Consider the following 22,113-nt stretch of genomic DNA (forward strand, 5'->3'; position numbering starts at 1 on the left):
ATTGACGTCAGAAAAGGAGACCTCCGTGGAGCAATATCACGGCACAACCATTGTTTCGGTGCGGCGCGGCAACAACGTCGTGATCGGCGGCGATGGCCAGGTGACCCTGGGCAACACCGTCATGAAAGGGAATGCCCGCAAGGTACGACGCCTCTATCACGGCAAGGTGATCGCCGGGTTCGCCGGCGGCACCGCCGACGCCTTCACCCTGTTTGAACGCTTCGAAGGCCAGTTGGAGAAACACCAGGGCCACCTGGTACGCGCCGCCGTGGAGCTGGCCAAGGACTGGCGCACCGACCGCGCCCTGCGCCGTCTGGAAGCCCTGCTGGCGGTGGCCGACAAGGACAACTCCCTGATCATCACCGGCAACGGCGATGTGGTGGAACCGGAGGAAGGCGGCCTGATCGCCATCGGCTCCGGCGGCCCGTTCGCCCAGGCGGCGGCCTCCGCGCTGCTGCGCAACACCGAGCTGCCGGCCCGGGACATCGTCGCCCAGAGCCTCAGGATCGCCGGCGACATCTGCATCTACACCAACCAGAATCACACCTTCGAGGAGCTTGAATAGTGGCCTCCCTGACTCCCCGCGAGATCGTCAGCGAACTGAACCGGCACATCGTCGGCCAGGAAGAGGCCAAGAAGGCCGTGGCCCTGGCCCTGCGCAATCGCTGGCGCCGCATGCAACTGCCCGAGGAAATGCGCGCTGAAGTGGCGCCCAAGAACATTCTCATGATCGGCCCCACCGGGGTGGGCAAGACCGAGATCGCCCGGCGCCTGGCCAGACTCGCCGACGCCCCGTTCCTGAAAATCGAGGCCACCAAGTTCACCGAGGTGGGCTACGTGGGCCGGGACGTGGAGTCGATCATCCGCGACCTGGTGGAAGTGGCGGTGAAACTGCTGCGCGAGAAGGAAATAGCGCGCAACCGGGACAAGGCCGAGGATGCCGCCGAGGAACGCGTGCTCGATGCCCTGCTGCCCGCCGCCCGGGGCGAACAGCCCGCCGATTCCAGCACCCGCCAGGTGTTCCGCAAGAAACTGCGCGAAGGCGAGCTGGACGATAAGGAAATCGAGGTGGAAGTGAGCAGTGCGCCCCAGGGCGTGGAGATCATGGCGCCGCCGGGCATGGAGGAAATGACCAGCCAGTTGCAGCAGATGTTCTCGCGCATGGGCGGCAATGGCCGCAAGCAATCCCAGAAGCTCAAGGTGCGCGATGCCCTGCGCATTCTGCGCGACGAGGAAGCCGCCCGCTTCGTCAACGAGGACGAACTCAAGGTGGCGGCGGTGGACCTGGTGGAGAACCACGGCATCGTCTTCATCGACGAGATCGACAAGGTCGCCAAGCGCGCCGAGTCCGGCGGCACCGACGTGTCCCGGGAGGGCGTGCAGCGCGACCTGCTGCCGCTGATCGAAGGCTCCACGGTGAGCACCAAGTACGGCATGGTGCACACCGATCACATCCTGTTCATCGCCTCCGGCGCCTTCCATCTGTCCAAGCCCAGCGATCTGATTCCGGAGCTGCAGGGCCGCCTGCCGATCCGGGTGGAACTGGACGCGCTCACCCCGGAGGATTTCGAGCGCATTCTCACCGAGCCGAAATGCTCACTCACCGAGCAGTACCGGGCGCTGCTGGCCACCGAAGGGCTCAAACTGGAGCTCACCGACGACTGCATCCGCCGCGTCGCCGAGGTGGCCTGGCAGGTCAACGAGCGCACCGAGAACATCGGCGCCCGCCGCCTGCACACGGTGCTGGAGAAGCTGCTCGAGGAGATCAGCTACGACGCCGACGACCTGGCCACCCAGTACCACGAGAAACCGCTGGTGATCGATGCCCAGGCGGTGGACCACTACCTGGGCCAACTGGCCGCCGACGAGGATCTGAGCCGCTACATCCTGTAAGCACCCCCTGGGCGCGATACAGGGTACAGGATGAAGGATGCAGGGGCGGGCCATGCCCTTCAGCCTGTATCCTGAATCCTGTATCGCGGCTCGCCGGGCCGCTTGCTATCATCCCTCGCCGGAGGGACCCCATGAACGCCGGCGAACACCTGCAACACTGCCTCGAACGCTTTTTCCAACTGCGCCAGCACCAGGACGACGCCGTGTTCCTGGCGCGCCTGGACCGTCTGCGCGCCTTCCAGCGCGAACGCTTTCTCGCCACCCACCGGGATTTGTTCGACGACCCGCTGCTCCGTCCGGGCATGGCGTTCCTCCTCGACGACGTCTACGGTGGCCGCGACCTGCCGCCGGTGGCCCGGGAAATCCGCCGTGCCCTGCCCAAGGCCATGCGCCTGCTGCCTGACCGGGTCATGGTCACCTCCGCCAGTGCGCTGGAAGCGGCGATCCTCACCCAGGAACTGGACGAGGCCCTGGTCCACGAACTGGCCGGCGCCCTGGATAACGCTCCCGCGCAGGCCGATTACACCACCGCCTACCGTGGCGCCGGTGGCGAGCCGGCTCGCCGCCGGCAACTGGCCCTGGTGGCCGGCCTCGGCCATCATGTCGACCGCTATGTGCGCTCGCGCGCCATCCAGACCACCTTCCGGCTGGTGCGCCGCCCGGCCCATGCGGCGGGCTTCGCGAACCTGTATGATTTCATGGACCGCAGTTTCCGGGTGATGAAGCCCGTGCCCAGCGTGGGCCGGCTGCTGGAACGGGTGGCGGAACGCGAGACCGCCATCCTGGACCGGGTCCTGGCCGATCACCCCGCTCCCTTCAAGGACGCCCGATGACCGATACCAACGACGACAAGGTGACCCACTTCGGCTACCAGCAGGTGCCGTGGCGGGAGAAACAGCAAAAGGTGGCCGGCGTGTTCCGATCGGTGGCCGGCAAATACGATGTCATGAACGACCTGATCTCGATGGGCAGCCACCGCGTTCTCAAGCGCATGACCATCGAACTGGCCGGCGTTCGCCCCGGCCAGCGGGTCCTGGACCTGGCCGGCGGCACCGGCGACCTGGCGATCAAGTTCTCGCGACTGGTGGGCGACAGCGGCGAGGTGGTACTCGCCGACATCAACGAGGCCATGCTGTCGGTGGGCCGCGACCGCCTGTTCGACGCCGGCTGCGGCCATAACACCCGGGTCGCCCAGGTCAACGGCGAGTGCCTGCCGTTCGCCGACAACAGTTTCGACTGCGTGACCATCGCCTTCGGGCTGCGTAACATCACCGACAAGGACGCCGCCCTGCGTTCCATGCTGCGCGTGCTCAAGCCCGGTGGCCGGCTGCTGATCCTGGAATTCTCGCACCCGGTGCACAAACCCCTGTCCAAGCTCTACGACCTGTATTCCTTCGCGGTCTGGCCGCGCCTGGGCAAGCTGGTGGTCAACGACTCGGAAAGCTACCGCTACCTGGCGGAATCGATCCGCATGCACCCGGACCAGGACACCCTCAAGGGCATGATGGAGCAGGCCGGCTACGCCCGCGCCGAGTACTTCAACATGATCGGCGGCATCGTTGCGTTGCACCGGGGTTTCAAGGTCTGATGCGCGAACCGGGCCTGCTCTCCACTACCGCCACGGCCACCGCCGAACGGGCCATCAACGCCGCCCTGCGCGGCGACCCGGCCAGCGCCGCGCGGCTCAGCCACCACGCTGGTCGGCTGCTGGCGGTGCGCCTCACTCTGCCCAGCACCGCCCTGTACGCGCTGATCGTGGAAGACGGCGTGGAGCTGTATCTGCGCAGCGAGGCGGAGCCGGACGTCACCGTCACCGGCAACCCGGTGGATCTGGCCGCCCTGGTCATGGACTGGCGCCGCCAGCCCGGCGTGATCGGCGGCCCGGTGCGGGTGGAAGGCAGCCGCGAGCTGCTGCAGGACCTGCGCGAGCTGGCCGCCGACCTGCGCCTGGACTGGGGCGCCCTGCTGGAGCCGCTGATCGGCGGCGAACTGGCCCAGCAGGTGGACCTGGGGGCGCGCCGCCTGTTCGGCTGGGCCCGCGACACCCTGAACCGGCTCGGCGACCAGGTCGGCGACTACCTGGGCAGCGAGGCCGGCCTGCTGGCCCTGCGCCGGGATCTGTACGAGTTCTACCAGGACGTGGACGAACTGCGCGGCGACGTGGACCGTCTGCAAGCCCGCGTGCAACACCTGAAAAACCGGAGTCCAGGCCGCTGATGCCCCCCGTCGCCCGTCTGTTCGTGGTGGTCCACGTGGCCTGCCGCTATCGTCTGTTTTCCCTGTTGCCGCGTCACCCGGCGCGGCCCTTGCTGCTGTTTTTCCAGTACCTGATGCCGGCCAGCTGGCTCGGCACCGGCGGCCTCAGCGAGGGCGACCGTCTGCGCCTGGCCCTGGAACGGCTGGGCCCGATCTTCATCAAGTTCGGCCAGCTCATGGCCACCCGCCGGGACATGCTGCCCCCGGAGTGGACCGAGGCCCTGGCCCGGCTGCAGGACGACGTGACCCCGTTCCAGGGCGCCGACGCCCGCGCCCTGGTGGAGGCCGCCCTGCCCCGCCCCCTGGACCAGGTGTTCGCCGACTTCGACGACGTGCCCCTGGCCGCCGCCTCCGTGGCCCAGGTGCACCCGGCCACCCTGCCCGACGGCGGCGAAGTGGTGGTCAAGGTGCTGCGCCCGGGCATCGAGGAGCGGGTGGAACGGGACCTCAAGGTGATGGATTTCGGCGCCCGGGTTCTGGAGCGCCTGTGGGCGGATGCCCGCTTCTTCCACCCGGTACGGGTGGTGCGCGACTACCAGCACGTGATCCGCGCCGAGCTGGACCTGGAGCGCGAAGCCCGCAACAGCGAGACCATGCGCCGGCATTTCCTGTTCAGCCCGCTGCTGCACATCCCCGCCGTGCACCTGGAATTGTCTTCGCGCCGGGTGATGGTGTCCGAACGCATCCACGGCATTCCGGTGAATGACATCGAACGCATCCGCGCCGCCGGCATCGATCCGCGCCAGCTGGCGGAACGGGGCGTGGAGATCTTCTTCACCCAGGTGTTCCGCCACAACTTCTTCCACGCCGACATGCACCCGGGCAACATCTTCGTCAATCCGGAGCACCCGGAATCGCCCCAGTACATGGCGGTGGACTGCGCCATCGCCGGGCGCCTGTCCAAGCAGGATCTGAACGTGCTGGGCCGCATGGTGCTGGCGGTGATGCGCGAGGACTACCCGGCCCTGGTCGATTTGGTGATCCGCGCCGGCTGGGCACGCGGGCCGGTGGACCGGCACCGCTTCGAGCAGGCGGTCACCGAGCTGATCGAGCCGGTGCGCGGCGCCTCCCTGGAATCCCTGGAGTTCGCGCCGCTGATCCTGAAGCTGTTCGATCTGGCGCGGGACTACCACATCGAGGCGCCGGTACAGTACATCCTGCTGATGAAGACCCTGGTGCACATCGAGGGCCTGGGCCGCAGCATCTACCCGCAGTTGGACATCTGGACCACCGGCCGGCCGCTGTTGGAACGCTGGATGATGGAGGAGTACGGCCCCACCGCCACCGCCCGCAAACTGCGCAACCGGCTCCCGGAGTGGACCGCCCAGCTGCCGGAGATGCCCGACCTGCTGCGCGACGCCCTGGAGAACCTGCGCCACCAGCCCCAGCAGCAGCGCGAGACCGCGCAGCGCTTCGAGGACGGCCTGCGCCGCCACCGCCATACCCTGCTGGGTGGGCTGGGAGGCCTGACCCTGGCCGGCCTGGCCGCCGGCGATGCCCTGTTCAACGGCGGTCGCGCCGCGCCCTGGCTTGCCACCGGCGCCGCCGTGCTGCTGTTCTGGGCCTGGCGCCGATAAGCCTTCACATTGCTGGGGTATAGTCAGCGCCGGTGCTAAACTGGCACGATCTTTGGAACCCGAACCGTCGAGAAAGCGCCCCCATGTCCGACATTCTCAACCAGCTCCACGAGGTCCTGGAGGCCCGCAAGGACGCCGATCCGGCGTCCTCCTACGTGGCCAGCCTGTACGACAAGGGGCTCAACAAGATTCTCGAGAAGGTCGGCGAGGAAGCGGTGGAGACCCTGCTCGCCGCCCGTGACACCGAAGCCGGCGGCGACCCGGAGGCCCTGATCGGCGAAACCGCCGATCTGTGGTTCCATTCCATGGTCATGCTGGCTCATCTGGGGCTCGGTCCCGATCAGGTCCTGGCCAGGCTCGAACAGCGTTTCGGTCTGTCCGGCCACGACGAAAAAGCCGCGCGAAAAGCGCGAGGAGAGTAATCATGTTTTCCGGTATCAGTATCTGGCAATTGATCATCATCCTGGCCATCGTGGTGCTGCTGTTCGGCACCAAGAAACTGCGCAACATCGGCAGCGACCTGGGCGGCGCCGTGAAAGGCTTCAAGGATTCAGTGAAGGAAGGCGAGCAGGAGCAGGACCAGAAGCGCCTCGCCGACGACGACAAGGACGCCCCCCAACAGGAACAGGAAAAGCACAAGGACCAGGCCTGATGGGGCCCGGCTTGATGCGGAGAGCCCCGGCGCATGTTTGATATCGGCTTTTCCGAGCTGACGCTGATCTTCGTCATCGGCCTGGTGGTGCTGGGTCCGGAGCGCCTGCCCAAGGCGGCCCGCACGGTGGGCTACTGGATGGGACGGGCGCGCTCCACCTTCAACCACCTGCGCGGTGAACTGGAGCGCGAGGCGCTCAACCAGGACATGCGCGAGCGCATGGAAAAGCAAATGCGCGAAATGGGCCTGGACGAGGACAGCATCCGCGAAGCCCGCGACAACCTGCTTTCCGAGCAGGACATCGCCCGCGCCCGGCGCCGCCCGCAGACCCTGGAGCACGACGAACACACCCAGCCCGATACGCCGCCCCACCACGACGCCCCGGAGTCCGAGAAGAAAGCCGATGAGTGAGGAATACGGGGAGGATACCCCGCAAACCCTGATCTCCCACCTGCTGGAATTACGCAACCGCCTGCTCAAGGCGGTGATCGCCGTGCTGGTGGTGTTTCTCTGCCTGTTCTACTTTTCCCGCGAGCTTTACACCCTGGTGGCGCGGCCGCTGATGGACGCCATGCCGGTGGGCACCCAGATGATCGCCACCGGGGTCGCCGCCCCGTTTCTGGCACCGTTCAAACTGACGCTTTATCTGAGCATCTTCGGGGCAATGCCGTTCATCCTGCACCAGGCCTGGGCGTTCGTGGCCCCGGGCCTGTACAAGCACGAGAAGCGGCTGGCGGTGCCGTTGCTGGCGAGCAGCGTGCTGCTGTTCTATGCCGGGGCCGCCTTCGCCTACTTCGTGGTATTCCCGCTGATGTTCAAGTTCTTCACCACCGTGGCACCGGAAGGCGTGGCGGTCACCACGGACATCAGCAGCTACCTGGACTTCGTGCTCGCCCTGTTCCTGGCCTTCGGGGTGGCATTCGAATTACCCATCGCCATCGTGCTGCTGGTGATCACCGGCATCACCACGGTGGAAAAACTGGCCGCGTCCCGGGCCTACGTAGTGGTGGGCTGCTTCGTGATCGGCATGTTGCTGACACCGCCGGACATCGTCAGCCAGACGTTGTTGGCGGTGCCCATGTGGCTGCTGTTCGAGGTCGGTTTGATCTTCGGTCGCCTGGTGCGTCGCCAGCAGGTGGAGCGCCAGGAACAGGAAGCCGCCGACCAGCGCGACTGAGCGGGGCCCCGCCCGGGTCAGAACCGGTAGGCGTCCACCGGCGTGACACGCGGCTCGCCGGGTTCCTCGGAGGCGCCGGTGGCGCGCCCTCCCCGACCGGGCAACGTGTCACCGTCCCGCGCCGGGGTACGCGCCCGCGGCGCCGGTTCGGCGCAGCCGTTCTCCTCCAGGAAATCCAGCATGCGATCGCGTACCGCCGGGTCCCGGGTGCCCTGGGCGTGACCGCCTTTCAGCGCCTGAAATGTCTTCGGCTCGGCGGCGGCGGCGAACAGACGCTCGCCCTGGGCGAACGGAATCACCGGATCTTCCGTGCTGTGCATCACCAGTAATGGACGCGGCGCCAGATCGGCGATATGCCGCTCCGGGTCCCGCCCGCGCTCCGGCAGGGTCGGCAGCACCATCCAACGTAGCGGCCACAGCAACCAGCTGCGTTTCATTACGTCGTTGGCGATGCCCCGGTAGCTGGCGAAGCTGGCTTCCAGCATCACGCAATCCACCTCGCCGTCGTTGTTCTCGCGGGACAGCACGCCGGTGCCCAGGGCGCCGCCCAGGCTCTGCCCGAATAGCACCAGGGGCTTGTCCGCCAGCCGGCCGGAGGCCTCCAGCCAGTCCAGCCCCAACTGCACGTCCGCCAGCGCCCCGGGCAAATCCGGGTCGCCCTCCGACAGACCATAGCCGCGATAATCCAGCAGAAAGACGTTGTAGCCACGCTCCGGCAGCCAGTGCACGTTCATCAGGTGAGTGCTGATGTTTTCCGCGTTGCCGTGCAGGAAATACACCGTACCCCGGCTGTACCCCTGGGCCGGCAACCACCAGCCATGCAGGCGCAGCCCATCAGGATGAATCAACACCACATCCTCGTAGGCCAGCCCCTGACGGGCCGGATTCTGGACCCAGGGCTTGGCGGGGTAGAAAAACAGGCTGCTGCAGCCGCTCATCACGGTCAGCAGCAGGACGCTAAGAATTAATCCAAGTGCTTTCAATGATGTCCCCGTTTAAACCGCTGAAACAGAGCATTCAGCCACCGGCCATGATCCGGCGGCGGGGCTCAGTCGAAGTACCAACGCCACTGCAGCTTGAATTCGGTGTCGCCGTCGCCGCGCCAGCCTTCCCGTTCCACCTCGGCACGCAAGCCGTGCTGCCGGGCAAGGGCGTACTGAACCGCCAGGGTGGTGCGATGCCGATAGACGTCGTTGATGAAGTAGTGGCCGGCGCCGCCAAGCTGCCATTGCCAGCGCCCGGCATGATACAGGATTCCCGCCTCGGCGCCGCCCCCGGTGGTGATCAGGGGCGCGAAGTCGCTGTTGTTCTCGGCCCGGGCGCTGGCCAGCAGATAGGGCTGCAGATTACCAAGCCGCCAGCTGGCGCCGGCGCCGCCCTGAACATAACGCGCCAGCCGTCGCCGGCCGGCCCGGACCCGCTCCAGGCCGCCCTCCACATACCAGCTCAGCGGCTTGGCGAATTCGGTCCGTGGCGCCAGGGAGCGAATGCTGACCACATCGAGAGCCTCCAGGTCCACCGCCTGGGATTCGGTGCCGCGCAGGGTGATGCCAAGCCCCTGGATCTGCGCGCCGTCCAGGAAACCGGCGCGGTTGTCCAGCAGGTCGTGGTAGGTAAGCCGGTAGGTCAGCTCGCCGAAATCGTCGGCACCGCGCTGACCGCCGGCGACGGCCAGCATCTGCGAACCGTGGCCCTGCTCCGGCGGCGTTCTGCCCGCCGGCGCCGGCTCCGGCACCGCCGGCAAACGGTTGACCAGCGACAGCAGCGCGAAGGAACGGCCAGCCACGTCCTCGGTACGCGCCGCCTTGCGGTTCACGAAACGTACATAGCGATAGGCGGTGCGCGCCATCAGCGCCCGCCGGGTCTCCGGGTAGGCCTGGAACGCGGCGCTGTCCGCCAGCCCCGGGTCGTCCGCCAGGCGCCGCGCCAGCACCCGCTCGTCGCGGTCCAGGCGCTCACTGAGCGCCTGCAATTCCTGCTCCTTGGAGGGACGGTAATGCCGCTCGGTGACCAGCCCCTCCTGATCAAGCGAGCGCACCGTGTTCACCGGCAGCTCGGCGAAGCGCAAATCGTCGAGCAGGCCGCTGCCGGGGCGCGCCACTTCCACCAGTTCCAGCAATCGGAACGAGCAGTTCTCGTCGAAAAAGTAATAATCGAAATTGATGTCCTTGAGTTCCCAAAGGTGATCGATCATCCAATCGATCTCACCCTGGTCGAGATCCAGGGTGTATTCCCAGATATCGCGGCTCTCCATGTTGGAGTACTGCTGGATCTTCTGAACATAGGGCACCAGGTTGAAACGCCCCGGATAACCGCCAGCCAGGCCACGGTAAATATAGAACAGGGAATTGTCGTCCTCGGTGGTGACGGCACCGAAGTTGATCGCCCAGGACAGCCACACCGCGCCGTCATCGCCCTGGTCGAGGCGCATCAGGGTGTGCCCGAACATGGACGAGGGGCTGTTCAGGTAGGACGCCGGAAACACCAGCACGGCGCGCTTGGCGTGCACGGCGGCGCGCCATTCCTGGTAGTCCGCGCAGTGCGCGAAGGGCGCCGGGTCGTCCCAGCCCAGCTGCTCGGCGAGAAACCGGTAGCGGGCCGGGAAGCGGCAGCGTTCGGCGGCGCCGGCCGGCGCCAGGGCGCGACGGGTGGCGCGCAGTTCGGCGAGCGGATCGTCGGCGCCGTCGGCGGCCAGAAAGAAATCGTCGTCGTCCACGTAGCTGCGCTGGCGATCACGCAGGGTGGCGCCGGGGTTGATGTGCAGCAGCGCCCGCCAGCGCGGTTGTTCGGCGAGCGTTTCAAGGTCGGCGGCCTGGGCCCCCAGACAATAGAAAAGAATTACGCACGACAGTGCGAAGCGCATGGATGATCCCGGGAAAGAATGACGGACACAAAAAGCCCGCCCTCAACGACTTGTTGGGGCGGGCCCGGGGTAAACCGGCCTTATACGTACTTGGCCAGTTTCTGGTCTTGCTGCATCACCGCGGTGATGTTCTGCATGACTTCCGCGGCGCTCACGTCCTGACGGGGGAAGATGGCGGCGAAGTTGTCGTGCATGACGCTGTTGAAATGCGCGCGGTCGGTGCCTTCCACGCCGATGGAAACGGACAGGGCGGTCAGGGCTTCACCGTCGCCGGTGGCCATGTCCTGGGCCACTTCCTCGAGCACGCCGTTCATGGACAGCAGGCTTTCACCGGAGTAGGTCAGCGCGCCGCTGGTGTCACAGCCGTTGGTGCCACTGGTCATGCCGAAGGTGGCGTTACCGGAGGTACCGTTGACGATGGTCGCCAGCAGGTGCACCGGCATGCCGGATTTGCCTTCGAAAATCAGGTTGCCCCAGCCGCAACCGGGACCGCCGGGCGCCGTGGCCTGAGCGGAAACGGAAGCACCAAGCAAGGCCGCTGCCAGAAAAACTTTTTTCATGGGATCTCTCCTGTTATCGATGATTGTCCATAGGCTCCCATGCGGATTCCCCCGGGAGCTGGAATTCATCATAAAGGAGGGTCATGGGGTTGCAATATAGCGTTGGTGCAAAAACCATCCGTTTACAAAAAGCAAGCGGACCTTGATCACATCTCCAACATAAAGGTGACCGGCCCGTCATTGGTCAGGCTCACCTGCATATCCGCGCCGAAGCGGCCAGTGGCCACGGTCAGCCCGGTGGCGCGCAGGGCGGCGACCAGGGCTTCGTAGAGACGCTCTCCATCCGCCGGGGCGGCGGCGCCGGAAAAACCCGGCCGTCGCCCCTTGCGGGTATCCGCCGCCAGGGTGAACTGGGACACCAGCAGCACGGCGCCACCCTGCTCGCGCACATCCCGGTTCATGCGCCCCTGGTCATCGTTGAATATGCGATAGCCGGCGACCCGTTCCGCCATGCGCGCGACCATGGCGTCGTCGTCATGGCGCTCCACGCCCACCAGCGCCAGCAGCCCGGCGTCGATGGCGCCAACGGTTTCTCCCGCCACCTCCACCCTGGCGGAGGTCACTCTCTGCAACAGTACTTTCATGGTTTTCCCGATCATCTTGTGTAGCGGGGGCCGGCACTGTGGTGTAATCAACCGGCCATGAAAAAACTCGCTCCGCTTTTGCTGCTATTGCTGGCCGGCTGCCAGGCCTGGCTGACGCCGCCGCCGTCGCCACGCCCGCTGGCGCCGCCGTTCGGTGAATTCCGGGAATTCCAGCGCGAGCTGACGATTCGCCTCGACGACGGACGCCGGGTCAACTACCGGGTCCGGCTGAGCCTGACGCCGGAGCGCTCGCGCATCCGCCTCACCGACATGCAAGGCCGGCCGGTGCTGACTTTCGAGCACGGCCCTGGACGTACCGAGATCAGCCGCACCCCGGCGCTGCCGGCGACGCTCTCCGCCGACGCCCTGATCGCCGACCTTCAACTGGCGCTGTGGCCGGAGCCGCGCCTGCGCGCGCCGCTGCGACCGCCCTGGCGGCTGGAACGGGACGGCGACACCCTGCGGCTTTACGACGGCCAGACCCTGGAAGCATGGGTGTCGTTCCAGAAGGGAGAGCCCCGGGTTACGCCGATCCCGGTGTATAACGCCCGCTACGGCTACCTGATGCTGCTGTTGCCCGTGGACGGCTCAACGCCTTCACCGAACGCACCAGGGCCTGGGTAATCGCCGGCTCCATGGTGGAATGCCCGGACGCCGCTACCCAGTGCAAACGACTGTTGGGCAACGCCTGGTGCAGCAGCCAGGCCTGCTCCGGCGGGCACACCATGTCGTAACGGCCATGCACGATTTCCACCGGGCATTGCAGTTCACCGAGCCGGGGCAGCAGGGGCCGCTCCAGGAAGCCACCGTTCACGAAGTAGTGGGTTTCCAGCCGCGCCATGGCCAGGGCGTTGTGGTCCACGTTCAGTTCCGCCGGCGGCGTCAGGCTGGACAGGCGCGCCTCCCACAGGGTCCATTCCCGGGCCAGCCGCTCGCCGTCCGGCCCCTCCAGGGCACGGTGGTAGCGATGCAGCAGGTCACCGCCGTCATCCTCCGGCAGAGCGTCCAGCAGGCGCTGCCAGTGATCCGGATAGAAACGGGCGGCGCCATGCTCGGTGTAAAGCCAGTCGATGTCCTGCTGGCGGCACAGGAACACGCCCCGCAGCACCAGGCCGGCCACTGAATCCGGGTACGCCAGGGCGTAGGCCAGCGCCAGGGTCACGCCCCAGGAGCCGCCCAGCACCAGTTCCCAGCGCGGGATGTCCAGGTGGGCGCGGATGCGCTCCAGGTCCGCCACCAGGTCCGGCAGGGTGTTATGCTCGGTGCAGGCGTAGGGCTGGCTGCGCCCGGCGCCGCGCTGGTCGTAGACCACGATGCGGAAGCGGTGCGGATCGAACAGCCGCCGCAGCATCGGCGAACTGCCCCCGCCCGGGCCACCGTGCAGCGCCACCACCGGCGGCCCGTCCGGATTGCCACTTTGCTCCACGTACAACCGATGGCCGTGACCCACGTCCAGGTGTTCACGATGATAGGGTTCAACAGGGGGAAATAACGACATGCGGACCTTCCGCCACGGGCGACGGCTTCCAGCATACTGTTTGCTGGTATTGCTGCAACTGGCTCTCGCCGGTTGTGACCGGCCACCGCCGGAACAGGCACTGCGGGACGCCGTGGCCGAGCTGGAAACCGCCCTGGAAGCCGGCGACGTGGATACCGTCATGGACCGGCTGGACGATGGTTTCCGCTACCGGGATCTGGATCGCAAGGCGGTGGGCCGCCGGCTGGTGGGCGCCTTTCTGCGCTACCCGAAACGCCAGGTCACCTTCATGAACGTGCGGGTGGAGCTGGCCACGCCGGCGGACAACGCCAGCGTGCGCTTCAATGCTCTCGTGTGGGGTGGCCGCGCCACCCTGCCGGACGACGCGGACGGCTTTCAGGTCAGCAGCCACTGGCGCCGTGACGGTGGCGACTGGTTGCTGACCGGGGTGGAGACGCGGGGGTGGCGACAGTAGCGACCGCCGTTATCGCGGCTGAAACGGAACGCCGCCCGACCGCTCCCGCCCCATTGCAAAGCCGCGATGTGTCAATCGTCGCCGCTGAATTCCGCCTCCATGTCCAGCTCCTTGATCTTGCGGGTCAGGGTGTTGCGTCCCCAGCCCAGCAAAGCGGCGGCGTCGCGCTTGCGCCCGCCGGTATGCTGCAGGGCCACCTCGATCATGGTGCGCTCGAAAGCCGGCACCGCCTGATCGAGAATGCCCCGGTCACCGCGCGCCAGAGCACGGTCCGCCCAATGGCGCAGGGATTTCAGCCAGTCGCCGCCGGCTTCCGCCGGTTTGCTGGCGCTCTGACGCAGTTCCGGCGGCAGATCATCCACCAGCACTTCCCGGCCGGAGGCCATCACCGTGAGCCAGCGGCAAGTGTTTTCCAGTTGTCGCACGTTGCCTGGCCAGGGCATGGCGGCCAGGTATTTTTCCGTATCCTTGTGCAGCACCTTGGGCTCCACGCCCAGCTCGTTGGCGGCGTGCTGCAGGAAATAACCGGCCAGGCGGGGAATGTCCTCGCGGCGCTCCGCCAGCTTGGGAATATGAATGCGGATCACGTTCAGGCGGTGGAACAAATCCTCCCGGAAATCGCCGTCGCGAACCAGCTTCTCCAGATCCTGGTGGGTGGCGGCGATAATGCGCACGTCCACGTGGATCGGCGTGGTGCCGCCCACCCGGTAGAACTCATTCTCCTGCAGCACCCGCAGCAGCCGGGTCTGGGCCTCCAGCGGCATGTCGCCGATTTCATCCAGGAACAGGGTGCCGCCGTTGGACTGCTCGAAGCGCCCCACCCGTTGGCTGTTGGCGCCGGTGAAGGCGCCCTTCTCGTGGCCGAACAGCTCGGACTCGATCAGATCCTTGGGGATCGCCGCCATGTTCAGCGCCACGAACGGCTTCTCCCGGCGCATGGAGTGGTTGTGCAGAGCCCGCGCCACCAATTCCTTACCGGTACCGGACTGGCCATTGATCAGCACCGTCACGTTGGAGTGGCTGAGCCGACCGATGGCGCGGAACACCTCCTGCATGGCCGGTGCCTCACCGATGATCTCGGTGGGCGTCTCCTCGGCGGTGGGCGCCACCTCCTGCTCCGCCTCCTGGCGGTGCTTGATGGCGCGCTTGACCAGCGCCACCGCCTCGTCCACGTCGAATGGCTTGGGCAGGTATTCAAAGGCACCGCCCTGGTAGGAAGCCACCGCCGAATCCAGATCCGAGTGGGCGGTCATGATGATGACCGGCAGATTGGGATTGTTGCGCTGCAGGATCTTGAGCATGCGCAGGCCGTCGGTGCCGGGCATGCGCACATCGGAAATCAGCACGTCCGGCTCCGGGCCGCCCTCGTCGAGACGGTTCAGGGCTTCGTCGGCGTCCTCGAAGCAGGCCAGTTGGTACCCCTCCTGACTGAGGGCTTTCTCGAGCACCCAGCGAATGGAACGGTCATCGTCGATCACCCAGATGGTAGCCGTCATGATCCATTGCTCTCCGTTGTGTCCAGCGGTTCCATGGGCAGCAGCAGGCTGAACAGGGTTCGCCCGGGTTCGCTCTCGCACTCAATCAGACCCTGGTGCTGACTGATGATCGACTGGGCGATGGACAGGCCCAGCCCGGAGCCATTGGCACGGCCGCTGACCATGGGATAGAAAATTGTTTCCTGCAGGTCCTTGGGAATCCCCGGACCGTTGTCCTCGATGTCCACGCGCAGCACCAGCCGGTGGCGCTGGGCGCCGATGGTGAACTGGCGCAGCACGCGGGTGCGCATCACCACCCGGGCGTTCTCGGTGCCCGCTTCCAGCAGCGCCTGCATGGCGTTGCGCATCAGATTGAGCAGCACCTGGATCAGTTGATCCCGGTCGGCGGTGACATCCGGCAGGCTGACGTCGTAATCGCGCACCAGGGCCACCCCTTCCGGGTATTCGGCGAGCAGTAGCTGGCGCACGTGCTCCAGGCATTCATGCACGTTCACCGGCGCGAAGGCCGGCGGCTTGCGCGGCCCCAGCATGCGATCCGCCACCGAGCGCAGGCGGTCCGCCTCATCGATGATCACCCGGGTGTACTCCGCCAGTTCCGGGTCCGGCAGGGCCCGCTCCAGCAACTGGGCGGCACCGCGGATGCCCCCCAGCGGATTCTTGATCTCATGGGCCACGCCTCGCACCAGGGCCCGGGTGGCCTGATGGGCATGGATCAGCCCCTCCTCCCGGGTAATGCGCAGCAGCCGGTCCAGGGACTGCATTTCAATCAACAGCGCCATGGCCTGGCCCGGTTCATGGATCGGACTGACGCTGTAGTCGACCACCGCCTGCTGGCCGGGCGCCACATTGAGCTTGGCCTCCCGGCGGGTGAAGGGATGCCCCTCCTCGATGCACTGTTTCAGTGCGGACCGGGCTTCCTCGTCGTCGAAGAAGTAATCCGGCAGCCGCTGCCCGAGTACGCGGGCGGCGCTGGTGGACAGCAGCATTTCCGCCGCCGGATTGAGGTAGCGCACGCGCAGGTCGTCGTCGAGCATCATCACCGCCGTGCGGAGGTGGTCGAGCAATCGTTTCTGCAGCACCGTGTCTGAATTCATCATTCGGCCCATAACAGGGCATAAGCAATTATCAGGCCACCCGTCATGGGGCTCGAAGGCCCCGGGAACGGGCGACCCGGCGGGTCGTCTCGGTGCAGTGTAGAAAGAAGAGGCGGGGAATGCACCGATTTGGTGCGAATTATCAGCGCGTGGCGCGCGTCGCCGGCGCTCCCAGGGCACCGGCGGCGCCCCGTTGCGCGGCACTCCCGCCCTTGGCGCTGCCTCCGGCGGCGGCGGCGCCCCCCCGTTGCGCGGCGCCGCCCACGGACGGCAGCCCACCGCCGGCGCCAGCGCCGTCGGCGGCACTGACCCGGTGCACATAGAGGGTGATCGGATCGGAAGTGATCAGGATCCGCCCCTGGGAATCCTTGATCACCGCGCGCAGGGAATGGGTGCCCGGGTCGGGAAAGTCCAGGGAGAGGCCCTGCACCGGCGTGCCATTGTCGATCAACTCCACCCGATGGCCCTCCGGCGGACGCGGCTCCACCCGCACTTCTATCGTCACCGGGTTATCCTGGGGAAGGCGCACCGTGGCCTGGTTGGCGGGGCTGACGATGGTGAGACTCCGGTAACCGTTGAAGTCCGTGGCGTCCGGCCCACGCCGCGGGTCGCTCGCCCGGTCGTCGTCCGGGGCGCGCGGAATGGCGTCCTCCCGGGGCCGGGGGCTGTCCATGGTGTTGGTGGGGCCGACGCTCACCGGCTCGGCGCCGCTGTTTTCCGGCGGGTTATCGGTAAACACCACATTGCCGTTCTCATCCACTACCCGGTAGATGCCCGCGGACGGCGCGGCGTCCGTGTCGGTCTGGGCCAGCGCCGCCAGCGGCAGCAGGATCAACAGCAGCGGCCAGGTTTTCATGGCATTCCCCCGAATAAGACGATGCCCCGATTCTGCGGCCTGCCCACCCCCGAAAAAAGGGCCCCCGCCACAAAAAAATGGTTCATCGCGCTTTGACGGAAAGTCTCGCTCCAGTCGGGGCGCGACTTTCCGTCAAAGCGCGATAAACCAAAAAACCCCGCCGGAGCGGGGTTTTTCGTGGTGCCTCGGGGCGAACCCTTAGCAGCTGTAGTACATATCGAACTCGACCGGGTGCGGGGTCATGTTCAGGCGCTCGATCTCTTCGCGCTTGAGCTCGATGTAGCCTTCCAGCATGTCCTTGGTGAACACGTCGCCCTGGGTCAGGAAGTCCTGATCCGCTTCCAGGGCGTCCAGCGCCATGGTCAGGGTATGCGCCACGGTCGGGATGTCCTTGGCTTCCTCGGCCGGCAGGTCGTACAGATCCTTGTCCATGGCGTCGCCCGGGTGGATCTTGTTCTTGATGCCGTCCAGGCCGGCCATCATCAGCGCGGCGAAGCACAGGTACGGGTTGGCGGACGGGTCCGGGAAGCGGGTCTCGATGCGACGCGCTTTCGGGTTGCTCACCCACGGAATGCGGATGGAAGCGGAGCGGTTACGGGCGGAGTACGCCAGCATTACCGGGGCTTCGAAGCCGGGCACCAGACGTTTGTAGGAGTTGGTGGAGCCGTTGGTGAAGGCGTTCAGCGCGCGGGCGTGCTTGATCACACCGCCGATGTAGAACAGCGCTTCCTCGGACAGGCCCGCGTACTCGTCACCGGCGAACAGGTTCTTGCCGTCTTTGGCCAGGGACATGTGCACGTGCATACCGGAGCCGTTGTCACCGATCAGCGGCTTGGGCATGAAAGTGGCGGTTTTGCCGTAGGCGTGGGCCACGTTGTGCACGCAGTACTTGAGGATCTGCACTTCGTCGGCTTTCTTGGTGAGGGTGTTGGCGCCCACACCGATCTCGCACTGGCCGGCGGTGCCCACTTCGTGGTGGTGCACTTCGATTTCCAGACCCATCTGCTCCATGGCCGCGCACATGGCGCCACGCAGGTCGTGCAGGCTGTCCACCGGGGGAACCGGGAAGTAGCCGCCTTTCACGCCGGGACGGTGACCGATGTTGTTCTTCTCGAACTCATCGGCGGACACCCAGGCCGCTTCCTCGGAGTAGATGCTGTACATGGAGCCGGACATGTCGGACTTCCACTGCACGGAATCGAATACGAAGAACTCCGGCTCCGGACCGAACAGCGCGCTGTCGGCGATGCCGGTGGACTTCAGGTATTCCTCGGCGCGCAACGCCACGGAACGCGGGTCCCGCTCGTAGCCCTGCATGGTGGCGGGCTCGACGATGTTGCAGCGCAGGTTCAGGGTGGCGACGTCGGTGAAGGGATCGAGGACGGCGGTTTCGTCTTCCGGCATCAGGATCATGTCGGATTCGTTGATACCCTTCCAGCCAGCGATGGAGGAACCGTCGAACATCTTACCGTCCTGGAAGAAATCGTCATCGATCTCGCCCACCGGCAGAGTGACGTGCTGCTCCTTGCCGCGGCTGTCGGTGAAACGCAGGTCCACCCACTTCACGTCGTTGTCTTTGATCAGTTTCAGCGTCTTTTCAGACATTATCGAGCGTCCTCCTGGAACGGGTATGTTTCTGGCTGCTCGCCGCCTTGGCTGCCGGCACGCGAAGAGCCGTTATTCTTGGGAGCCTCTGCTTGGCTACCCAGGCCACGGGGGCCCGCACGCCTATAGGGTGAGCAATTATTGTGCCAGCCCTTTTTTGGCGCACCCTCGGGGGTTTGACGCCCTCTGGATGTATTTTGCCCGGCGCAAAGCACCACAAGAGTGCACACCGACGGCACAACGCACCATTATAGTGCCACCGACGCTTCGCCGACCCGGAGGGTGATCACCACTTCCCGGTCGTCCTGCTCGGTTTTCAACACTTCATGGCCATTGATGCGGCACCAGGCGGGAATATCGTTGAGCGCGCCGGGGTCCGTGCAGGTTACCCGCAGGACGGCCCCTTGCGCCAGTTCATTGACCTTGTTCTGGGTTTTGATCACCGGAATGGGGCACAGCTGCCGGCGCACATCCAGTTCATGAACGTTTTCGGTCATGGTTCAGCCCACATGCCAGGAAAGAGGGATGTCATCGGGCAGCGCCGGGGCCACCGTGATTTCCCGGGCCACGCCGCCGGGCTCCTTCACTTCCAGGACCACCTCGTCGTCGCCACGGCCCTTGGAATAGCGCGCCACGATGGCCGCGGCCCGGCGCAATTCCTGTTCGGACTCGAAGGTGCCGTCCACCAGGGCCAACGGCCCCGGGCAACTGACCGTGGTGAGGCTGGTGAACTGGTAGCGGTAGCCTTCCAGGAAGCGGTTCTCGCCTTCTTCCCGGCTGATGATCAGCTTGTGGTGCTCGGCGGGCCGGATATGACGCCCCACCTTGAGCAGCATGATGTCGTCCAGCTCGTAGCGGCGCTCGTTGCGGGCGCGCCACAGGTCGGCCAGCTTGTTGGAATAGGATTCGTCGGTGAGGAAGCAGCAGCCGCCGGCGGGCTGGGCATACTCCTCCAGGCCAAAATGCCTGGCCAGGGCCATCTGCGGCTTGCGGTTGCGGCCGGAAAAGTCGTACAGCCGCTCGCGGTCCACCCAGCCTTCGCGCTCCGGCAGGGTTTCCGGCAGGTTGCGCGCGCTCAGCGGGCGCAGCAGCCGGTCGTCGGCGCCGGATTCGCTGCTGATGATGGGCATGGTTTCCTTGCGCTGGCTCTTGGGCCGCTGGCCCACCACCTCACCGGTGATGATGAAATCGAACCCCTTCTCGCCGGCCAGCTCGCGGGCCTTGTTGAGCATCAGGGTGGCCTGGTTGACCATGAAGATCTTGCAGTCCAGGCAGGGGTTCAGGTTGGCGCCGTAGCCGTGCTTGGGGTTGAGCACCACATCCTTGTACTCCTCGGAGATATCCAGGATGTGCAGCTTGATGCCCAGCTTCTCGGCTACCCAGAGCGCATTGTTGCGCTTGTTCTTTTCCTTATCCTTCTTGCGGATGGCGTGGGTATGGCCTTCCACGCAGAAACCGGTGAAGAAATTCACCCCTTCCACGTGGATGCCCTGCTCCTGCATCACTTTCACCGCCAGCATGGAGTCCAGCCCACCGGACACCAGGGCGATGGCGCGCCGCTGGATGGGTTCGGGGGTGGTGATCGGGGTTGCGGCCTCGGACATAGGATTTGCTCAGCGCGTTGCTCAAAAATCGGGCGGCGCAGTATAGCAAATCACACCCCGTTGACGAACCGGAGCGTCAAGTTCAGTGCCGATAGAAGCGCGACATGTCCCGCAGCACCGCCACCAGCCGGTCGCGAACCCGGACCATCACCGCGTCGCGGTCGGCCACCGGCTCGTCGCTGGAACCGGCCACCGCCATTTCGCCGAGTCCGCCGGCGTTCATCGGCATCGCCACCTTATAGCGGGGCCCCAGGTAGGCCACCGCGTCCCAACTGGCCGCCAGCCGGTAGCGGTCCGGCGGGGCCTGGTCCAGGGGCAGCCCCACCGCATAGTCCGTCGGCGGGTTGGTGACCCCGAGCAGGGCAAGCAGGGTGGGCGCCACATCCAGGTGACTGGTGGGGGTGGCGACCACGCCGCCGGGCACACCGGGGCCGGCCAGCACCAACGGTACGCGCACCTGCTCATCGTGGAACTCCGAGTTGTGCCCCCAGCGGCCATGTTCCATGAATTCCTCGCCGTGATCGCCGGTGATCACCACCAGGGTGTCATCCAGCCGACCATCGCGCTCCAGCCGGTCCAGCACCCGGCCCAGTTGCTGGTCCAGGTGATGCACCGAGTTGATGTAGCGGTTGAAGATGCCGGGCATGTCCTCGTGCACATCCATGGTGGCGTAGTTCAACTCGCGCAGGTAATCCGGCCGGATCACGCTCTCCTCGGGGAAGTAGTAACGGGCATGGGGGGATTCAAAGAACATGAAGCCGAAGAAAGGCCGGTTCTGGTCGGCGCCGATGAAGTCCAGCAGCCGGGTCACGTTGCGCCGATCGCGCTGCCAACCCGGTCCTTCATCGTCGCTGACCATGGCCGGGGAAGGCACGGTGGCGAACACGGTCTGGTCGAACTCCGGATAGCTGAAGCGGGCGCTGGTGAAGAGCCCCGGCCGATAACCGCGCCGCAGCAATTCGCTGACCAGCACCGGCGGTCGTCGGCTCTCGCGGAACGGGAACCAGTAATTCCCCGGTAAGCCGTAGAACAGCGAGAAGATGCCCATGCGGGTGCCATTGCCGCCACTCATGTGGTCGCTGTAGCGCCGCCCGTGGCGTTCCGCGAAACGCCACAGATTGGGCATGATCTCCGGGGTCAGCATGTCCGCGCGCAGGGACTCCGCCACCAGGAAAAGCACATTGGGCGACGGCGCCCCGGACGCGCTGCGCAGTGGGTGCAGCGGGTACTTCAGCGGACCATCGGCGGACACCGACCATTGCTCACGGGGCGGCGCCGTGTAGCCCAGATCCCGGGCCAGTCCCTCGAAGGTGGCCGGTTGATAGAACGGCACCGCCCGCGCCGCGTTCAGCACCGGCCGGTAGCCGTTCAGATCGCTCAGGCCGTAGGCCACCCGCTCGCCGGCCATGCACAGCAGCAACACCACCAGCAACCCGCGCCAACCACGGCGATGGCCGGGGTGGCGGCGAACCAGCGCCATCAGCGCCGCTTCCAGGGCCACCACCGCCAGGACCATCGCCGCCACCGTGGGCAGGGTACCGTCGCCACCGCCCATGGAATCGATACCCCCTGGCGTCACCAGCAGATTCCAGACGAACCCGTTGATATGGAACCCGTAAAGCTCATGGATCTGGCTGTCCACCAGCAACAGCAGCAAGGTCACCGAGGCCAGCAGCACCGCCAGCCCCCGCGCCAACAGCGGGCTCAGCCATCGGTGACACAAAGCACTCAGTAGCCAGGCGGGAAGCAGGTAGAGCGCCGCGTAACCGGCCAGGGCGGCGATCAGAAACACGGCGGCGCCGAGCGGGTCCGGCGGCAGCAGCGCGGCGCGACCGATATACCCTCCCACCGCCAGCAGCAGCAGGTAGTTAACGGTGAAAAAGGCGCCGGGGAAAGCGGCGCGGGGCTGGGCCTGATCCATGATGCGGGGTTACCGGTCGCTGC

The 22,113-nt window shown here is 66.1% G+C and carries 24 protein-coding genes; 12 read left to right on the forward strand and 12 right to left on the reverse strand.

From position 1 onward, the window contains the following. The first annotated feature begins 25 nt into the window (after positions 1-25). The 10 genes from hslV to tatC all read left to right on the forward strand — a co-directional run bounded on the left by hslV (position 26) and on the right by tatC (position 7,555). Positions 26-565: an ATP-dependent protease subunit HslV gene (hslV, locus tag ACLD02_RS15870; protein ID WP_203105886.1), complete on the forward strand. Its 540-nt coding sequence runs from the start codon at positions 26-28 to the stop codon at positions 563-565. Continuing rightward, complete coding sequence (hslU, locus tag ACLD02_RS15875; protein WP_203105887.1) at positions 565-1,893, forward strand: ATP-dependent protease ATPase subunit HslU; 1,329 nt, start codon at positions 565-567, stop codon at positions 1,891-1,893. The genes hslV and hslU overlap by 1 nt, the downstream gene beginning before the upstream one ends. A 131-nt stretch (positions 1,894-2,024) precedes the next feature. After that, the gene (locus ACLD02_RS15880) at positions 2,025-2,726 is read left to right on the forward strand and encodes an FFLEELY motif protein (RefSeq protein WP_410299133.1); all 702 of its coding nucleotides are present in this window, start codon (positions 2,025-2,027) and stop codon (positions 2,724-2,726) included. Continuing rightward, positions 2,723-3,481 (forward strand): bifunctional demethylmenaquinone methyltransferase/2-methoxy-6-polyprenyl-1,4-benzoquinol methylase UbiE, encoded by a 759-nt coding sequence (gene ubiE, locus ACLD02_RS15885; RefSeq protein ID WP_410299134.1) that lies wholly within the window; start codon positions 2,723-2,725, stop codon positions 3,479-3,481. Before ACLD02_RS15880 ends, ubiE begins: the two co-directional genes overlap by 4 nt. Further along, positions 3,481-4,110 (forward strand): SCP2 domain-containing protein, encoded by a 630-nt coding sequence (locus ACLD02_RS15890; protein WP_410299135.1) that lies wholly within the window; start codon positions 3,481-3,483, stop codon positions 4,108-4,110. The genes ubiE and ACLD02_RS15890 overlap by 1 nt, the downstream gene beginning before the upstream one ends. Further along, positions 4,110-5,726: an AarF/UbiB family protein gene (locus ACLD02_RS15895; RefSeq protein WP_410299136.1), complete on the forward strand. Its 1,617-nt coding sequence runs from the start codon at positions 4,110-4,112 to the stop codon at positions 5,724-5,726. The genes ACLD02_RS15890 and ACLD02_RS15895 overlap by 1 nt, the downstream gene beginning before the upstream one ends. Before the next feature lie 83 nt (positions 5,727-5,809). Continuing rightward, positions 5,810-6,148, forward strand: a complete 339-nt coding sequence (locus ACLD02_RS15900; RefSeq protein ID WP_203105892.1) for a phosphoribosyl-ATP diphosphatase — start codon at positions 5,810-5,812, stop codon at positions 6,146-6,148. Positions 6,149-6,150: 2 nt separating this feature from the next. Then, entirely contained in the window at positions 6,151-6,378 is a 228-nt protein-coding gene (gene tatA, locus ACLD02_RS15905; protein WP_203105893.1) for a Sec-independent protein translocase subunit TatA, read from the forward strand. A gap of 33 nt (positions 6,379-6,411) precedes the next feature. Further along, on the forward strand, positions 6,412-6,789 hold the full coding sequence (gene tatB, locus ACLD02_RS15910) for a Sec-independent protein translocase protein TatB (RefSeq protein ID WP_203105894.1): 378 nt from the start codon (positions 6,412-6,414) through the stop codon (positions 6,787-6,789). Beyond that, positions 6,782-7,555 carry a twin-arginine translocase subunit TatC gene (gene tatC / locus ACLD02_RS15915; protein ID WP_203105895.1) on the forward strand — a complete coding sequence of 258 codons (774 nt, stop codon included), beginning with the start codon at positions 6,782-6,784 and terminating at the stop codon, positions 7,553-7,555. The genes tatB and tatC overlap by 8 nt, the downstream gene beginning before the upstream one ends. A gap of 17 nt (positions 7,556-7,572) precedes the next feature. Here the strand turns inward: tatC and ACLD02_RS15920 are convergent, their stop codons facing one another. The 4 genes from ACLD02_RS15920 to dtd all read right to left on the reverse strand — a co-directional run bounded on the left by ACLD02_RS15920 (position 7,573) and on the right by dtd (position 11,562). Further along, a complete protein-coding gene (locus tag ACLD02_RS15920) occupies positions 7,573-8,538 on the reverse strand; it encodes an alpha/beta hydrolase (protein WP_238401175.1) in 966 nt (321 codons plus the stop codon). A 65-nt stretch (positions 8,539-8,603) separates the two neighbouring features. Beyond that, on the reverse strand, positions 8,604-10,418 hold the full coding sequence (locus ACLD02_RS15925) for a DUF4105 domain-containing protein (protein ID WP_410299137.1): 1,815 nt from the start codon (positions 10,416-10,418) through the stop codon (positions 8,604-8,606). An 80-nt stretch (positions 10,419-10,498) separates the two neighbouring features. Continuing rightward, positions 10,499-10,978, reverse strand: coding sequence for a DUF3015 domain-containing protein (locus tag ACLD02_RS15930; protein ID WP_203105897.1), 480 nt, complete (start codon positions 10,976-10,978; stop codon positions 10,499-10,501). Between the two features lie 146 nt (positions 10,979-11,124). Beyond that, complete coding sequence (dtd, locus tag ACLD02_RS15935; protein ID WP_410299138.1) at positions 11,125-11,562, reverse strand: D-aminoacyl-tRNA deacylase; 438 nt, start codon at positions 11,560-11,562, stop codon at positions 11,125-11,127. A 57-nt stretch (positions 11,563-11,619) separates the two neighbouring features. Between dtd and ACLD02_RS15940 the strand changes: the two genes are divergently transcribed. Then, entirely contained in the window at positions 11,620-12,186 is a 567-nt protein-coding gene (locus ACLD02_RS15940; protein WP_410299139.1) for a DUF3261 domain-containing protein, read from the forward strand. Here the strand turns inward: ACLD02_RS15940 and pip are convergent. Continuing rightward, the gene (gene pip / locus ACLD02_RS15945; RefSeq protein ID WP_203105900.1) at positions 12,086-13,060 is read right to left on the reverse strand and encodes a prolyl aminopeptidase; all 975 of its coding nucleotides are present in this window, start codon (positions 13,058-13,060) and stop codon (positions 12,086-12,088) included. The genes ACLD02_RS15940 and pip overlap by 101 nt on opposite strands. On the opposite strand from pip, the gene ACLD02_RS15950 reads away from it, so the two are divergent. After that, complete coding sequence (locus ACLD02_RS15950) at positions 13,059-13,514, forward strand: nuclear transport factor 2 family protein (protein WP_203105901.1); 456 nt, start codon at positions 13,059-13,061, stop codon at positions 13,512-13,514. The two genes, pip and ACLD02_RS15950, sit on opposite strands and share 2 nt — an antisense overlap. A gap of 71 nt (positions 13,515-13,585) precedes the next feature. On the opposite strand, the gene ntrC is transcribed toward ACLD02_RS15950, so the two are convergent. The 7 genes from ntrC to ACLD02_RS15985 form a co-directional block, all read right to left on the reverse strand. Continuing rightward, on the reverse strand, positions 13,586-15,010 hold the full coding sequence (gene ntrC, locus ACLD02_RS15955) for a nitrogen regulation protein NR(I) (RefSeq protein WP_203105902.1): 1,425 nt from the start codon (positions 15,008-15,010) through the stop codon (positions 13,586-13,588). Next, a complete protein-coding gene (glnL, locus tag ACLD02_RS15960; RefSeq protein WP_274380714.1) occupies positions 15,007-16,116 on the reverse strand; it encodes a nitrogen regulation protein NR(II) in 1,110 nt (369 codons plus the stop codon). The genes ntrC and glnL overlap by 4 nt, the downstream gene beginning before the upstream one ends. Positions 16,117-16,246: 130 nt before the next feature. Further along, on the reverse strand, positions 16,247-16,960 hold the full coding sequence (locus ACLD02_RS15965; protein ID WP_203105903.1) for a DUF4124 domain-containing protein: 714 nt from the start codon (positions 16,958-16,960) through the stop codon (positions 16,247-16,249). Between the two features lie 198 nt (positions 16,961-17,158). Continuing rightward, a complete protein-coding gene (glnA, locus tag ACLD02_RS15970) occupies positions 17,159-18,565 on the reverse strand; it encodes a glutamate--ammonia ligase (RefSeq protein WP_203105904.1) in 1,407 nt (468 codons plus the stop codon). A gap of 248 nt (positions 18,566-18,813) precedes the next feature. Continuing rightward, positions 18,814-19,062, reverse strand: a complete 249-nt coding sequence (locus tag ACLD02_RS15975; protein ID WP_203105905.1) for a sulfurtransferase TusA family protein — start codon at positions 19,060-19,062, stop codon at positions 18,814-18,816. 3 nt (positions 19,063-19,065) lie between these two features. Further along, positions 19,066-20,169 (reverse strand): tRNA (5-methylaminomethyl-2-thiouridylate)-methyltransferase, encoded by a 1,104-nt coding sequence (locus tag ACLD02_RS15980; RefSeq protein WP_203105906.1) that lies wholly within the window; start codon positions 20,167-20,169, stop codon positions 19,066-19,068. Between the two features lie 82 nt (positions 20,170-20,251). Further along, a complete protein-coding gene (locus tag ACLD02_RS15985; RefSeq protein WP_410299140.1) occupies positions 20,252-22,090 on the reverse strand; it encodes a sulfatase-like hydrolase/transferase in 1,839 nt (612 codons plus the stop codon). Positions 22,091-22,113: the final 23 nt, after the last annotated feature.

The organism is Alloalcanivorax sp. C16-2 (assembly GCF_046507615.1).
GTDB lineage: Bacteria > Pseudomonadota > Gammaproteobacteria > Pseudomonadales > Alcanivoracaceae > Alloalcanivorax > Alloalcanivorax marinus_A.